General features: G+C 28.2%; 15 protein-coding genes and 1 other annotated feature. Of the genes, 14 read left to right on the top strand and 1 reads right to left on the bottom strand.

Going from position 1 to position 17,081, the window contains the following annotated elements; translation table 11 throughout:
* Positions 1-84: 84 nt before the first annotated feature.
* Positions 85-2,535, bottom strand: coding sequence for a leucine--tRNA ligase (gene leuS / locus KQI77_RS08710; protein WP_216390040.1), 2,451 nt, complete (start codon positions 2,533-2,535; stop codon positions 85-87).
* Between the two features lie 209 nt (positions 2,536-2,744).
* Positions 2,745-2,951 (bottom strand) — a binding site (T-box leader).
* A 176-nt stretch (positions 2,952-3,127) separates the two neighbouring features.
* On the opposite strand from leuS, the gene KQI77_RS08705 reads away from it, so the two are divergent.
* The 14 genes from KQI77_RS08705 (at position 3,128) to KQI77_RS08640 (ending at position 16,916) form a co-directional block, all read left to right on the top strand.
* A complete protein-coding gene (locus KQI77_RS08705; protein WP_216390039.1) occupies positions 3,128-4,063 on the top strand; it encodes a M14 family metallopeptidase in 936 nt (311 codons plus the stop codon).
* Positions 4,064-5,002 (top strand): M14 family metallopeptidase, encoded by a 939-nt coding sequence (locus KQI77_RS08700; RefSeq protein ID WP_216390038.1) that lies wholly within the window; start codon positions 4,064-4,066, stop codon positions 5,000-5,002.
* Positions 5,003-5,134: 132 nt separating this feature from the next.
* Positions 5,135-5,731 carry a 30S ribosomal protein S4 gene (gene rpsD / locus KQI77_RS08695; protein ID WP_216390037.1) on the top strand — a complete coding sequence of 199 codons (597 nt, stop codon included), beginning with the start codon at positions 5,135-5,137 and terminating at the stop codon, positions 5,729-5,731.
* 83 nt (positions 5,732-5,814) lie between these two features.
* Entirely contained in the window at positions 5,815-6,498 is a 684-nt protein-coding gene (locus KQI77_RS08690) for a hypothetical protein (RefSeq protein ID WP_216390036.1), read from the top strand.
* Positions 6,499-6,747: 249 nt separating this feature from the next.
* Positions 6,748-7,611: an NAD(P)-dependent oxidoreductase gene (locus KQI77_RS08685; protein ID WP_216390035.1), complete on the top strand. Its 864-nt coding sequence runs from the start codon at positions 6,748-6,750 to the stop codon at positions 7,609-7,611.
* Between the two features lie 287 nt (positions 7,612-7,898).
* Positions 7,899-8,885, top strand: a complete 987-nt coding sequence (locus KQI77_RS08680; protein ID WP_216390034.1) for a DUF6382 domain-containing protein — start codon at positions 7,899-7,901, stop codon at positions 8,883-8,885.
* Between the two features lies 1 nt (position 8,886).
* Entirely contained in the window at positions 8,887-9,978 is a 1,092-nt protein-coding gene (locus KQI77_RS08675; RefSeq protein ID WP_216390033.1) for an AAA family ATPase, read from the top strand.
* Positions 9,979-10,221 (top strand): EsaB/YukD family protein, encoded by a 243-nt coding sequence (locus KQI77_RS08670; protein WP_216390032.1) that lies wholly within the window; start codon positions 9,979-9,981, stop codon positions 10,219-10,221.
* Positions 10,222-10,234: 13 nt separating this feature from the next.
* Complete coding sequence (essC, locus tag KQI77_RS08665) at positions 10,235-14,761, top strand: type VII secretion protein EssC (RefSeq protein ID WP_216390031.1); 4,527 nt, start codon at positions 10,235-10,237, stop codon at positions 14,759-14,761.
* Between the two features lie 81 nt (positions 14,762-14,842).
* A complete protein-coding gene (locus tag KQI77_RS08660) occupies positions 14,843-15,145 on the top strand; it encodes a WXG100 family type VII secretion target (RefSeq protein WP_216390030.1) in 303 nt (100 codons plus the stop codon).
* Between the two features lie 129 nt (positions 15,146-15,274).
* The gene (locus KQI77_RS08655) at positions 15,275-15,928 is read left to right on the top strand and encodes a DUF5081 family protein (RefSeq protein WP_216390029.1); all 654 of its coding nucleotides are present in this window, start codon (positions 15,275-15,277) and stop codon (positions 15,926-15,928) included.
* The gene (locus KQI77_RS08650) at positions 15,928-16,311 is read left to right on the top strand and encodes a hypothetical protein (protein WP_216390028.1); all 384 of its coding nucleotides are present in this window, start codon (positions 15,928-15,930) and stop codon (positions 16,309-16,311) included. The genes KQI77_RS08655 and KQI77_RS08650 overlap by 1 nt, the downstream gene beginning before the upstream one ends.
* Positions 16,295-16,588: a hypothetical protein gene (locus KQI77_RS08645; RefSeq protein ID WP_216390027.1), complete on the top strand. Its 294-nt coding sequence runs from the start codon at positions 16,295-16,297 to the stop codon at positions 16,586-16,588. The genes KQI77_RS08650 and KQI77_RS08645 overlap by 17 nt, the downstream gene beginning before the upstream one ends.
* 7 nt (positions 16,589-16,595) lie before the next feature.
* Complete coding sequence (locus KQI77_RS08640) at positions 16,596-16,916, top strand: hypothetical protein (protein WP_216390026.1); 321 nt, start codon at positions 16,596-16,598, stop codon at positions 16,914-16,916.
* Positions 16,917-17,081 lie beyond the last annotated feature (165 nt).

Here is a 17,081-nt window from a genome sequence, read left to right as displayed (position 1 = left end):
AGTATTCTTTATAAAAAATCGCTATAAGCTTAATGCCTATAGCGATTTTTTATTAGGGAGTTTTTTTAATACTCACTTTATATATTATTTTACTACTATATTAACTAAACGTCCTTTTATAACTATTACTTTAACTATATTCTTACCTTCAGTATTTTCTTTTATAGTAGAATCATTAAGTGCAGCTTCTTTTATTTCGTCTTCTGTTAAGTTTGAAGCAACATTTATTCTGCTCTTAATCTTACCGTTTATTTGAATAGCAATTTCAACTTCATCTTTAATTAATGCAGAAGGATCAAATGTTGGCCAGCTTTCATTAAATACAGAAGTTGTCATACCCATTATACTCCATTGTTCTTCACTGAAGTGAGGTGCAAATGGTGCAAGTAATCTGATAAAGTCTAATACTGTTTCTTTTAAGAATTCTAAGTTCTTAGTATCTTCTTGGATATACTTAGATAGAGCATTAACAAATTCCATCATTCTAGCTATAGCAGTGTTGAATTGCATCTTATCAGCATCTTCTGTAACTCCTTTTATTGCTGTGTGTCTCCAGAAGTTTAATTCTTTTTCAGCACTATCTATTGTAGATTTTGAATTAGAGTTTGATTTAATTTCATTTGATACTGTTTCGATAATTCTTTCGATTCTTTCAACGAATCTAGCAACTGATTTTATTCCATCGTCACTCCAAGCGCCACCTTCAGTATAAGCGAAACCAAACATTAAGTACATTCTAAATACATCAGAACCATATTCATTTATACAATCATCAGGAGAAATTGTATTTCCTTTTGATTTACTCATCTTTTGACCATCAGGTCCTAGAATTAATCCTTGATGAGTAAGTGATTTAAATGGTTCATCAAAGTTTAAGTAACCCATATCTCTTAAAGCTTTTGTAATGAATCTTGCATAAAGAAGATGCATACAAGCATGTTCAGGACCACCTACATATTTATCTACAGGTAGCATTTTATTTATTAATTCTGTATCAAATGGTTTTTCATCATTTTTATTATCAGGATATCTTAAGTAATACCATGATGAACATACAAATGTATCTAATGTATCTGCTTCTCTCTTAGCAGGACCACCACAACAAGGACATGTAGTGTTCATAAATTCTTCGCTTTTTGCAAGTGGTGATTTACCGTCTGGAGCAAATTCAACATCATAAGGAAGTTTTACAGGAAGATCTTTTTCTGGTACTGGAACAGTTCCACATTTATCACAATATATTATTGGGATAGGAGCTCCCCAATATCTTTGTCTAGAAACTAACCAGTCTCTTAATCTATAATTAACTTTTTTCTCTCCTAAGTTATTTTGAGCTAGTTTATCTACTATTTTTTCCTTGGCCTCAGCAGTAGTTAATCCATTAAATTCACCAGAATTTATTAGTATTCCATGTTCACAATAAGGAAGTTCAGGTGTTGATCCATTCTTTGGAGCAATAACTCTTTCTATAGGTAAATTAAATTTAGTAGCAAAAGCAAAGTCTCTTTCATCATGAGCAGGAACAGCCATAACAGCACCTGTACCATATGATGCAAGAACATAATCTGATATCCATATAGGAACTTCACGACCATTGATTGGATTTATAGCATATGATCCAGTGAATACTCCAGTTTTTTCTTTTGAAATAGATTGTCTTTCTATATCAGATTGTTTTGCTGCAGCTTCTTTGTAATCAGCAACTGCTTGTTTATTATCTTCAGTTGTTAATTTATCAACTAGTTTGTTTTCTGGAGCTAGAGTTACATAAGTTACTCCATTTAATGTATCAACTCTTGTTGTAAATACATCGAAGCTAATGTCAGAATCCTTTACCTTGAATGTAACTTGAGCACCTGTTGATTTACCTATCCAGTGTTTTTGCATAGCTACTGTTTTTTCTGGCCAATCTAAGGTATCTAGTTTCTCTAATAATTCGTCAGCGTAATCAGTTATTTTAAAGAACCATTGAGTTAGTTCTTTTTTAGTTACTTCTGTTGAACATCTTTCACAACACCCATCAATAACTTGTTCATTAGCTAGAACTGTGTTACATGATGGACACCAATTAACTGGAGCTTTCTTTCTGTAAGCTAATCCATGTTTATATAATTGTAGGAATAACCATTGAGTCCATTTATAATAATGAGGATCACAAGTTATAACTTCATGTTCCCAGTTAAACATTGCTCCCATAGCTTTAAGTTGTTTTTCCATAGTTGCTATATTTTTGTAAGTTGAATCTTGTGGATGTATACCTGTCTTTATAGCAAAGTTTTCAGCAGGTAAACCAAAGGCATCGAATCCCATAGGTTGGAATACATTATATCCTTGCATTCTCTTCATTCTAGCCCATGAATCAACTGGACCATAATTAAACCAGTGACCTGCATGTAGTTGACTACCAGATGGATAAGAAAACATTTCTAATGTGTATAATTTCTTATCTAAATTTGATGCATCAAATTTGTATAGTTCGTTCTTTTCCCAGATTTCTTGCCACTTCTTATCAATAGAAGTTCCGTAATTTCCCATTGTAAATCCTCCTTAAATTATATAGGGTATTTTTTCAGCCATTATGACAGGTTCAAAAACTTTTTTTGGTGTTCTGTCATGGCGCTATTTTTTATTCTTTAGGTAGTATGTTCTAATATTACTTAAAAACTATATTTAAGATACTTATTCACAGCTACAAACAAAATATAATTTCCTAAAGAGTAAAAAAAGCTTTCATCTCTTAAAATTTAAGAGACGAAAGCATAATTCCGTGGTACCACTCTTATTAAGACATAATACTATGTCTTCACTCGACAACTATAACGCGTTACCGTACTTACTTGTATAAGCATAGCTCCTAGATAAGTTCCCATATATATAACATTATCTCACACCAAACGATAATTCTCTGTAGATATATAAATTATGGTACTACTTCTATTCTCAGCCATAAATATTCATAATATAAGTAATTATATAGTTATAATAGAAATTAGTCAACTATGAAAATAAGATAATTAGAATGGTTATAATTTGACGATAAAATTTTATAAATGTATAATTATAATGGAATTTGGCAAAGGTGCTTACAACTAGGAGGTAAGCACCTTTTTTTTAGGGGTGGAAAAATATGATAAAGGAAGTTGTATCAGTAGGATTGCCTATAGATGAGAGAATTATTATAAAGAAAAATACAATTGAACCAGATAATATAATGGGAAATGAGAAACGAATATGTATAGTTACAGGAATTCATGGAGATGAATTAGAAGGACAATATGTATGTTATGAATTAATAAAAAGGATTAATGAAAATAAATCTAAATTAAAAGGAATAGTTGATATATATCCAGCTATAAACCCACTTGGAATAGATTCTATAAGTAGGGAATTACCAATGCTAGAGTTAGATATGAATAGAATATTTCCAGGAAGTGAAGGGGGAACTATGGAAGAATTCCTTGCGAATAGAATAATATGTGATATTGAAGGAGCTGACATATGTATTGATGTTCATTCTAGTAATATCTATTTAAAAGAAATACCTCAAGTAAGGATAAGTGAAGAAAATGCTACTGAACTTATGGATTATGCCAAGAAGTTAAACGTAGATTTTATATGGGTACATGAAGCAGAAACAGTATTACGTTCTACATTATATCATAGTCTTAATTCTAGAGGAGTTAAGACATTAGTAGTAGAGATGGGAGTAGGTATGAGAATAACTAAGGAGTATTGTAATAACTTGGTAGATGGAATATTTGCCCTTATGAAGAGTGAAGGAATATGGGAAGGAGAATCTATAATACCTAAAGAACCAGTAATATCTAGTGATGGAGAAGTAGCATTGATTAATGCTCAGTGTTCAGGAGTATTTATACCTTGTGTTAAACATTGGAAGGATGTAAAGAAAGGTGAACATATAGGTGACATAATAAGTCCTATTGAAGGAAAGGTTATAGATGAAGTGATATCACCATGTTCAGGAATGTTATTTACCCTTAGAGAATATCCAATCGTATATGAAGGATCACTTATAGGAAGAGTGTTAGGAGGAGAACAATAAATGAAAAAAGAAGTTTTGTATACTCTAAAAGCACCTTATAGAGATGATTTAAGAATAACAGGATATAAGTTTGGAAGAGGTCCTAAGAAGGCTGCTTGCATAATGGGAGCGATAAGAGGAAATGAAATTCAACAATTATATGTGTGTTCTCAATTAATAAGAGAACTTAAGAAATTAGAAAAAAATAATTGTATATTACATGATAATGAGATAATGGTAATACCATCTATTAATAATTATTCAATGAATATAAATAGAAGGTTTTGGACTGTGGATAACACTGATATAAATAGAATGTTTCCAGGAGATAAAAATGGTGAAACAGCAGAGAGAATAGCAGGTAACGTATTTGAAAAGGTTCAAGGTTATACATATGGAATTCAATTTGCTAGCTTTTATATGCCAGGCAAGTTCGTGCCTCATGTTAGGATGATGAAAACAGGATATCATAGTGAAAGTTTGGCTAACCTTTTTGGTTTACCTTATGTTGTATTGCGTACACCTAATCCTTATGATACAAAGACATTAAATTATAACTGGCAGATGTGGCAAACTAATGCATTTTCAGTATATACAAATTCAACAACTCAAATAGATGAAGAATCAGCAAAACATGCAGTCGTGTCAGTACTTAGGTTCCTTACTAGAATGGGAATAATAAAATATAATTGTCATAGTGGTTATATAGCTAGCATAATAGAAGAAAATAAATTAAAAACAATAAGAACAAATAAAGCTGGATTTTATAAAAGATTAAAAGAGCCAGGCGATGCAGTATATAGAGGTGAAGTTCTAGGAAGGATATATGACCCCTATGAAGGAGAAATTATATCAGAAGTTATATCTCCTACAGAAGGAATAATATTTTTTGCTCATGTTGAACCAACTGTAGTAGAAAATAATGTTGTGTATAAGATTATAAAGCGAATACATACATAAAAAAATATGGATGACAAAAGGGCTCAAATGAGAAAAGTTTTCATTTACAAAGAAAATGTATTGTGATACATTTGTAATGGTATAAATTTATCGCGGCAAAAAATAAATTTATAATTAGGAGATGAACAAATAATGGCAAAGATGATGGGCCCAAGATTTAAGAGATGCAGAAGACTAGGATTGAATGTTATAGGTCATCCAAAGGCAATGAACAGAGCAGGTAATGGATCAGCGAGAGATGCTAAGAAATTATCAGATTATGGAAAGCAATTATTAGAGAAACAAAGATTAAAAGCTTATTATGGAGTAATGGAAAGACAATTTAGAAATTACTACAAAAAAGCTGCAAAAGAAAAAGAATCAACTGGTACAACTCTAATAAGATTACTAGAATGTAGACTTGATAATATAGTATATAGACTAGGATTTGCTTCATCTGTTGCACAAGCTAGACAGATGGTTGTACATGGTCATATATTAGTTAATGGTAACAAGGTAGATATTCCATCTTATAGTGTTAAGATAGGAGAAGTTGTTTCATTAAAAGAGAAATCAAGACAAAATGTTATATTCAAAGAAAACTTTGAAAGCAATATGAATCAATATCCATATTTAGAAAAGGATGTTGAAGGATTTAGTGGAAAGTTAATAAGATATCCTCAAAGAGAAGAAATACCTATACAGATAAACGAAGTTCTTGTAGTAGAGTTCTACTCAAAACAACTATAATATAATAAATTTTCGACCTTTAATATTATTTAGAGAGATTTTATTAAAGGTCGAAATATATTCATAGGAAAGGGGGATAAATCTTGAACTATAAATATAAAAAGAATTATAGTACTTATTCTTATTGGGAGAAGAAAATAATTGATGATGAACCAATATGGCTGGGAAATTTTAATAATGAAAATATAACTAAAGATTCTGTAATATTGTATACAGGAATGTTTAATGAAGAGAAAGACATATATGAATATGGTTGGGTAGCATATCCTAATATATATACAGCATTAGGATTTATAACAAATGTTTTTGTGCCAACAGCTACAGTTACATGGCATAAAAAGAATGTACAGGGATTATTAGTTCCTATTGAAGATTATGAAGATGTTTTAGATAGTTTAATAGAAGAAAATGAAGAAGAGATATCAGAGATTAATAAAGCTAGAGATATCTATAATAAGTTAGAAGAACTGTGGGATTGCAGTGATAAGGATATTATAAGAGAGAAAATTGATATTTTAATAGATAGATGTAATGACTTATGGGAAGAACAACATAATAAAAAAATATTTATTAAAGTATTTCATGATATTGATGAAATAGTTCCATTTATAAGAGAAACTATAGGATGGGATGAGCTTATAGAAGAGGAGACTTCTATGAGCATAGAAAAATTAGAATATATAACAGAAGAGAATGTTCTATCAGATGAATTATTAAATAGAGTTTTTATGGAACTTCTAAATAATAATATGCCAGTTTTGTTTTAATAATTGCTAATTACCTCCACAATTAATTTGTGGGGGATTTTTTTATAAACAGTCAGCTAAAAAACCACGGTATTTAGGTGGTGGATAGTCTATAAGTAAAATAATTAGAAAAAATATGCATTAGCACATAAAAAAATAGGCAGATAATTATAGAGATACAGAATTAGATATGATAAATTATAATTAGCAATGGTGCAAGATATTAGTATCATTGTTTTTTTGGGTTTAAAAAGAATGGAGTGATTAATAATGAAGATAATTGGATTTATTGGTGTAGGAATTATGGGAAAATCTATGGTTAGAAATTTAATGAAAGCAGGGTTTGAATTACATATATATGCTAGGAATAAGAATAAGGTAGAAGATGTTATTGCTGAGGGTGCTATATTCTATGATAGTATAGGGGAGTGTGTAAAAAAATGTGATGTTGTAATAAGTATTGTTGGTTACCCAAAAGATGTTGAAGAAGTATATTTTGATGATGGAAATATTTTTGATAGTGCTGAAAAGGGTGCTTATTTAATAGATATGACTACTAGTAGTCCAACTTTGGCTAAAAAGTTATATGAAGAAGGTACTAGAAGAGGTTTTCATGTTATAGATGCTCCTGTTACAGGTGGGGATGTTGGAGCTAAAAATGGAACTTTATCCATACTTGTAGGAGGTAGAGAAGAAGATTTTAATGCATGTCATGCTGTTTTTGAGGCTATGGGAAATAACATTAATTATTTTGGAAATGCTGGTAGTGGACAACATACAAAGCTTACTAATCAGATAATATTAGCAGGTACAATATCTGGAATATGTGAAGCATTAGAGTATGCAAAAGTACAAGGATTAGATTTAGATAAAGTATTTCAAGCATTAAAGACAGGTGCAGCAGGAAGTAAGCAATTAGATTTATTAGGACCTAAGATATTAACTGATGATTATGAGCCAGGTTTTTTCTTGAAGCATTTCATTAAAGACATGAAACTAGCATATGAGGAAGCTGATGAGAAGAATTTATCACTTGATATATTAAAAGAAACCTTGAGTAATTATATAGGACTTGAAGATAATGGAATGGGGGATTTGGGAACTCAAGCATTAATTAAGTATTATGAAAAGTAGCATAAGAAAATGAGGATAGCATATATCGGAATATTTTATTGAGAATATTGAACACAAAATAGGAAGGATTGCACAAAAAAGTAAAATATAATATAATGTATAAATCAATAAATGGATATAAAGGAATAATTAAAGCATATTTTGGTAATAGATAATTTTAAACTAATAAAATCGGTTATGTATTCAATAAGAATTATTGGAGAAAAGGATATGCATAAAAGAATCGTGCAAGGCGTTGATAGAGAATATCTTTAATAATATAGGGGTAAGAGGTGCGAATAAGGGGAATGGATAAACTTAATATTGAAGAAACAATTCATGGCAATAATAAGTATTTACAATTAATATGTAAGAATTATGAGATAATTCAGTATCAGATAAAAATGATTAATAATAATAAAGAATTATCATTTATTGAAATAGAAGATATGAATATAAATGATGATGTATATATGAATTATAATATTACAAACTATCATAATATGTATGAATGTATAAATGATATGACATTATCAATAAAGGATATTAAAAATATTTTATATAAATTAATTTCAGTATTAGCGGAATTAGATAGTTATTTATTAAATAGGAATAACATTATATTTGATATGAAAAGAGTTTTTTTGAATACAGATAATAATGAATTAAAGCTAGTATATGTACCATTAAAAAATGGATTAAGTGAATCAAAGATTGATGAAAAAGTTTGTATTCTTAATTTATTATTTGCTTATAAAAATATTATAGGTAATAATGAGGAATTAGAAAGAGCAATTATTGAAGTAAGAGAAGAAAATGGAGATTTAATAAGTTTAAAAAATCATTTGGATAAGATAGAAGACAATATAAATATAAAAGAGACAACAGTTTTAGAAGAAAAAGAAGAAGAGGATGTTGTAGTAAAGAAGAAAAGGTTCTGGAATTTTAAGAGAGAGAAAAATATAATTCAAGAGGAGCATATAGAACCTGTTAAGATATGGACTATTATCTGTGAAGATGGTAGTCTTATTTCGCTAGATAAAGATACATATATTTTAGGAAGGCTTAAATCAGATGTTGATATACAATTAAAAGATAATTCTGTAGGAAGAATTCATGGCAAAATAGAGAGGGAAAATGATAAATATTATTATATAGATTTAAATTCTAGAAATGGATCATATCTAAATAAAGAGAGATTAATACCTGAAAAAAGGTATTTATTAAGCAATGGTGATGAATTAAGATTAGCTAATATAAAAATGATTATATCAGTTAATGATAGGGGAATGTAGTATGAAAGAATTAAATTTGGTTATATGTGATACAGATTATATTTATGTTAAAAATTTTATTAAGTTTTTAAACGAATATTATCATAATTATTTTCATTGTATTGGAATAACCTCTAAAGGAGAATTACAAAAACTTATTTTTTCTGGGAAAAGCATAGATATACTTTTAATCAATGAAGAATTAATTAATTGTTCCATTTCAGAAATTAATATGCTTAAACTTGTAATTACATTAAATGAGAGCGAAAGAATAAATAATATTGAAGACAAAATTATATTTAAGTATCAAAGCGGTCATGCTATTTTTAACAGTATTCAAAAAATTTATGCAAGTACTAATAATGGACAAACATTTGCTAATAAACAATTAGATACTAAAATACTATCTTTTTTCTCACCTATAGGAGGAGTTGGTAATACAACTATATCACTAATGTTTGCTATAAATCTTGCAAAACAAGGCAAGAAGGTATTATATGTCAATTTAGAATATATATCTAGTCTGGGGATATATTTTGATGTTAATAATAATCCATATTCGCTTATGGATCTTTTCTATAAAGTATCAGATAATGTGGAATTAGATAAAAATTCTCTAGGTTCTTTTATCAATAGGAATGAAGTTACTAATGTATATTATATTAATCCTCTTAATTCAACAATAGATTATGAAGAGGTAACTATTGATGGAGTTATAGAAATAATTAATAGCATAAAGAAATATATGGATTTTGATTATGTGATTGTGGATTTGGATGTTTCTATAAAAAATTCATTAGTGTTTTTAAGCGAATATTCTGATAGAGCAATAGGATTATTTACATTAACTAATAGTAATGTATACAAGATTCAGCGTTATCTTGATGAAGTTGTAAATGATAAAAAGGTTATATTACTAATTAATAAACATAAACTAGGAGACGTTAATTCACTAAGAACTAATAATATTACTATAGATAATAAATTATTTGATTATATTAATTATGATAATAATTTAGATAATAAGAATGTTAATTTAGATACATTATTGAATTCAGAGAATATAAATTCGCATATTAATAATATAATTAATAGATTGTCAGGGGGAAATTAATTGAATAAGGGAATTGTACTTGTACAGATTGGTGAAGATACTAAAGAATATGAATTAGAGATTCCGTTAGATATAACTGTTAGAATGTTATATGTATGCATATTAAAAGCTTTAAATATAGAAGATACAAAAGATATAAAAGTACACTATCTAAAAACTGAAAACCCCACTTGTTTTCTAAAAGAAAATGATGTTTTATCTGATTATGGAATATCATCAGGTAGCAAATTATATTTGGTATAAGAGGAGATAAGAGATGTCAGATAATAAGGTTAAGAATACAATAATACTTTATAATAGTTATTTTTATAACGAAGTAGATTTAGATTCTTTTAATAAAGATGAATTGATTATAAGTAATACAAATTTATGTGATATAAAAGTTAATATATTAACTAATGATTTTAAGATAAAGCTATTAAAGGTAGATAATTATTGGGTTATTTTAGAATCAGATAATGTACTTTTTGTTATTAATAATAGAAGAATAGTTAAGAAGAAATTAATGCATGGTGATCAAATTGCTATATTAGATAATAGTAGGAATGAGATATTTAATATTAATTTCTTTTTAGACTTTGCAAGTGGAAAAGAGGATTATAGTAAGGAGATAATATTAGAAGGAAAAAGTGAGATAAAGATAGGATCAGCATTAGATAATGATATTATTATAAAAGACGATATGGTTAATAATTATCATTGTGTAATGAGGACTGAGAATAAGAATAGAATAATTCAAGATTTAGATTCTAAATATTGTGTTTATGTAAATGGAAATAAAGTTATAAATAGTGCTTCTCTTAAGGATAATGATTTTATAATTTTATGTGGATACAAACTATTGTATAAGGAGGAGAAGATTTATTGTTCTAGAGATAATATAGAAGTTTCTCCTAAATTAAAAATAGTTATAAATGAGAAATTTGCAGTTGATTATCCTGTTTTTATAAGAACTCCAAGAATGATATGGCGACTTCCTGATAATAAGATATCAATAGTTGCACCACCTAGGTTAGAAAAAAAACAAGGGCTTGAGACATTTCTTAATTTAATCCCAACTATAGGTATGTCACTTCTTGTATTATTTTTACCTTATGGCAATCCTATATACAGAATAGGTATGCTAGGGGTAACTGTATTTTCTACAGTTACAATGTTTATATATAATAATAGAAAAACAAATAAGAATATAAAAAAAAGAAATAAAATGTATATAGATTACATATCTAAAACAGAAGATAATATAAAAGAACTAATTGATAAACAGAGGTATGTATTAGATAAGTTATATCCTTCTGTAGATGAAGCATGTAGTGTTATAGAGAAGTTTGAACGAAAATTGTGGGAAAAGTCATTTCATGATGAAGATTTTCTTAGAGTTTATCTAGGACAGGGGGATTTAGATACATCTATTGAGATTAAAGTTCCGGATGAAGAATTTGGTGATAGAGAAGATGATTTATTATTAAAACCTAGAGAGATAAAAGAAAAATATTCAAGAATTACCGATGTTCCAATAGCTATAGATTTGTTTAATAATTATAGTATAGGAGTAACAGGGGAAAAGAAAAATATATATAGTTTGATTCGTAATATAGTTTTAGAAATATCAGTATTTCATTATTATGAAGATGTGAAGTTCATATGCTTATTTGATGAGTCAGATAAGGATATGTGGTTATGGATGAGATGGCTACCTCATATATGGTCTAATGATAGAAAGGTTAGATTTATGGCAATGGGTAAAGAATCTAGTCATGCTATTTTAGAAGTTGTGAATTCTATAATATCTAAAAGGCAAGATAATGAAGGAGAATTTCATCCACATTATATAATGATAGTTACTTCACCTAAGCTTTTAGAAAACGAGAGTATATCTAAATATATAGATAGAGAAACATCTATGAATTTAGGATTAACAACTTTATTTGCATATGAAAAGCTAGATTTATTACCAAAACAATGTAGTGAAATAATAGAGGTAATAGATTCAGAAAAAGGTAAGTTGATTAATGTAAATGATAGTGGAAATAGTATTGATTTTTCATTCAAGAATTATGATATAGATTATTTAGATCAGTTATCAAGGCGAATGGGACCTATATATGTTAAGAAGAATTATTCTGAGAATACACTTCCAAGTAAAATTACACTATATGATTTGTATCATGTTAATAATGTAAGGGAATTCAATATAGAAGCTAGATGGCAGAATAACGATGTTACAAAGAATATATTAGCACCATTAGGTGTTAATAGTAGTGGAAATTTAATAAGTTTAAATCTGCATGAGAAGGTTCATGGACCTCATGGATTAGTTGCAGGTACAACTGGATCTGGAAAGAGTGAATTATTACAAACTATTATTATTTCCCTTGCAATTAATTATCCACCAGAAGATATATCCTTTATACTTATTGATTACAAAGGTGGTGGAATGGCTAATTTATTCTTAAAACTACCACACTTAATAGGCACAATTACAAATTTGGATGGAAATTTGGTAAATAGATCTTTAACATTGATAAAAAGTGAATTGAAGCGAAGACAAGAATTGTTCGCAGAATATGAAGTTAATCATATAGATTCGTATAAAAAATTAGAAAAATCAGATGTATCTATGGAGAAACTTCCACATCTAATTATTATAGCAGATGAATTTGCTGAATTAAAAAGTGATCAACCAGATTTTATGAAGGAACTGGTGTCAACTGCAAGAATAGGAAGAAGTTTGGGGGTACACTTGATACTAGCAACACAAAAACCAGCAGGAGTTGTTGACTCACAGATATGGAGTAATTCGAAATTCAAATTATGCCTAAAGGTTCAAGATGTTGGTGACTCTAAAGAAGTGTTAAAAAAACCAGATGCAGCAATGATAGTTGAACCTGGACGAGGTTATCTACAGGTAGGAAATGATGAGTATTATGAATTGATACAAACTGCATATAGTGGTGAATATAAATATGTAGATGATAGTGTAAGTTCAGAAGATATACAAGTATCCTATGTTTCTATAGAGGGGATAAGAAAAGTCCTATATTCTTCGGCAGAAGAAAATAAAGATAAAGAAAAGATTACTGAATTAGATGAAATTGTTGGATATATACATGATTTTAGTGAATATAAAGGTTATAAGAGATGCGATAAGTGTTGGGTAGAGCCATTAGAAGAAGAGATAAGATTAGAAGAATTAATTCATTCAGAGGAATATTTCTATAAGAATGTACATAAGATGAGTAGAGTTGAAGCGATTATTGGTGAAGTTGATTGTCCAGATTTATTAGAAAAGGAATTATATAAGATTAATTTTGCACAGGATGGAAATACTTTATTAATAGGTGGGAATGGATATGGAAAGACTGTATTTATTCAAACTATTATACTTAGTCTTATTGCAAGGTATACTCCAAGAGAAGTCAATATTTATGTATTGGATTTTGCCTCTAGAATATTGAAGGTATTAGAAGAATCTAATCATGTAGGAAATGTAGTATACGTAGAAGATAATGAGAGGGTGCTTAATCTATTTAAGATGGTTGGACAGGCAGTACAAGAAAGGAAAAAAATATTTTCAGAATTTGGAGCAAGTACATTAGAAAATTATATAGAAGCTTCGGGAAATATTATTCCACAAATATTAATATGCATAGATAATTATTCTGAATTTAAAGAGAATTATCCTGAACTGCTAGATGAATTTATGGTATTTATGCGTGAGGGTCCATCTTATGGAATTAACTTTGTAATGACTAATATATCATCTAATAATATTAATTATAAAATATTAAATGTGTTTAAGAGAAAGATTTGTCTTACTTGTAATGATAAAACAGAGTATACAAATCTATTAGGATATTCAAAACAACAACCTGCTAATATAAAAGGACGTGCAATAATAAAATTAGATAATTGTTATGAGATGCAAATTGCAAAATTTGGTGAAAGCAATAAAGAATTTGAGAGAATAAATGAGATAAGAGAATTTATAAATGATATTAATAAGTATTGTGCAGATGAGAAAGCAGCAGAGATAATAGTAGTTCCGGAGAAGTTAACTCTAGAAAGTGTTATACAAAATGTTAATTTAGATAAAAATGAAACAACAATACCTATAGGTTTCAATATTAATGATCTTAATTATATAGATATAGATATAGCAGATACTACTAACTTCACAATAGTAGGGAAAGAAAGGTCTGGTAAAACTAATTTTATTAAGATGATTATAGAGGTATTAAAACAGAAAGATAATTATTTCTATATATTTGACAGCAATAAAGGTAGCTTAAAAGAATATAGTGAATATGAAAAGGTGCTAGGATATGGAAAAGATACAGATGAAGAATTAAGAATACTAGATGACATTCTAGTTGAAGGGGAAAGAAGAAAAGAGATTATAGAGAAACAAGGCGAAGAAAGTCTAGAAAAAATGCCATTTGTTATCGTGATAATAGATGATATAAATAATCTGATAAAGAATATTGAAAAGAAATATTTAGATATGTTTGAACAAGTTGTTTTAAGTTATAAAAACTATAGGATAATAACTGTTGCAGCAGGAACAGAAGGTGAATTCAAAGCAAATACATATACAGTTAAGTTTATAAAAGCATTGAAAGAATCTCAAACAGGTATAGTATTTGGAGCATTAACAAGTCAAACATTTTTTAACAATGTTAAGTTAAAATATGGAGTTAAAGAGCGTGAATTTAGAGAAGGCGAAGGATACTTGATTTTAAATAGCAAGTTTAAGGTTATTAAGACGCCTTTATTAAGCTAGATGATAAATAAAAAAATGTAAATGAAACATTTACAAAATATAAGTGAAATGTTAAAATATCTCTGAAAGGGTGTGGAAAAATTGGCAGGAAATATAAAATTTAGTCCTGAAGAAGGAAGAGAAATGGCCAATGTTATTCTTCAAAAAAGAGGAGCAATAGAAGGCGAAATAGAAGATTTAAGCGGTTTAATCTTAAATGATTTATGTGGAAATTGGGAAGGATCAGCAAGTGAAAAGTATTCAAGTGAATATACTAACTTAAAAGCACAAGTTATGGACAAGTTCTTAGCTATGCTTGATGATTTAAGTGCTCAATTAAATTCTATAGCAGATGCAATGCAATCAGCTGATGAAGATATCGCAAGTAAGATTAGCATGCAATAAAATAAAAAGCACATATAGAAGCATAAAGAGCTTTGATATGTGCTTTTTTCTTCTATTTAAAAGTAATATATACCAATAATGGGTTAATTAGCTATATATGAAGAAGGTTATGGAGGAAAAATTATAACTATGTTAAGTAAAAGTGAAATATATTTATTAAATGAAGCATTAGATGGAGAAGAAATTTATGGATTGCCAAAGGATGGGGTTATGTTTCTTAAACAAAATGGATCAGATGCAATGCAAGCATTAATTGATAAAAAAATAGTTAATGAAGATGGTAGTGTAAATGAGACTTCATATTTAATAATAAAAAGTTTAGAGAAATATAAAAAATCAAGAAGTTATATATGGATTAATGATATAGTAGCGTCTATAGATGATGGCGATAATATTTATTTATTTAGAAAAGATGAAGAAAATAAAGATGAATATGTTTTTCAAAAAACAGATAACGGAGTACTAATGTATTCTTTATTAAAACAGTTCAATTTTTTATGTGAGTATAAGGAAGTATTAGATGATACTAAGATAAAAATGTCACTAGAAGAGTTATATGATAAATATTTATCAAGTAAATTAACTAGAGAGATGATTGAGATTGAAAAGGAAGAAGGAAGAATAATTAAGAGTAAGAATTTTCATGCAATATATTTTACTTATGATAATAAATGTTATAAGTATGATGAAATGAAAGAATTCTTATATGAGATAAATCCTAAAGCTGTAAGAATGGAAATAGCTAAATTAATGAAATTGAATTCAAAAGAGGTGAGAAATTAGTGTTATGTTATTTTAAATACTCAGATACATATTATTCTTATTGTAGTGAATATAAGAAATATAAAGAAGCGCTAGAATATGTAGAAGAGAAACTTAGATGTATTAGATCTAGTCTATCAGGATTAGATGATGCAGTAAATAGATTTTATAGATCAGAGATTACAGCTAGAAGTGTTAGTGGCAGACCTAAAACAGCATATAATTATCAACATTCAAAGGTGACAAATAAGATAAGGAATGAGGTAGCTACATTCAATAGTATGATAGCACAATTACAGAAACAACGAGATGTAATTGAGAGACAGATGAATAGATATATGAATATGAAGAATATAGAAAAAGCTAGGTGTGAAGAGGAGATGCGAAATGAAAAGAGGTGTTAATATAGAGGCAAATGTAGCATGTAGATTATTAGAAAATAGTATAAATAGTCTAGAAGCTGCTAGTCATAATATTGATAGTGCGTTATTATTATTAGCTTGTTCAAAGTGGTCAGGCAAAACAAGGGTGGCATTTGAAGATTTTCTTGTGCAAGCTCAATTAATAAATGACAAGATAGTAGATGTGTCTAAAAATAATGAGGAATGTTTAAAAAAGTTTTTTAAAGATGCGGATAATTATATAAGCAATAATAAGATATTAAGGGATTTAGAAAAGTAGGTGTAAGATGTCTGAGATAAATATACCAATAAATGAATTAATTAATATGTATAATTTATTAAGCGAAGCATCAGAAAATATAAATGCAGCTAATAGATGTACAACTTTAGCATATAAGATGTTATGTGATGATAATATTTATAAAGGTAATGCAGAGAGCAACCTAGAAATAGTATCAAGATCATTAACTGGAAACTATGAAAAGATAAGTATGGTATTTACAATATTAAAACAATATTTATTAGAGGTATTGAATGATTATGAACAAAAGGAGAAGGAAATAGAGAAATATATAGAATCAGAATATGCAAGAATGAGAGGAAATTAGGGTGAGTGGATTTTTCTTAGATGATATAGAAATAGGGGATAAATCACAAAGAGCAGTAAATGCAATAAATGATATAATAGGATGTTTAAGACCAGCAGAAAACTATATAAATCAAATATGTGAAAAGATAAATCAAATAGGATTATCAAACATAAGATTTGACAG

This window comes from Clostridium sp. MSJ-8, from assembly GCF_018918325.1.
In the GTDB taxonomy this organism is placed as follows: domain Bacteria; phylum Bacillota; class Clostridia; order Clostridiales; family Clostridiaceae; genus Clostridium.
Note: the sequence above shows the minus strand (reverse complement) of the source record. Positions and strands in the feature narration are given on the sequence as shown.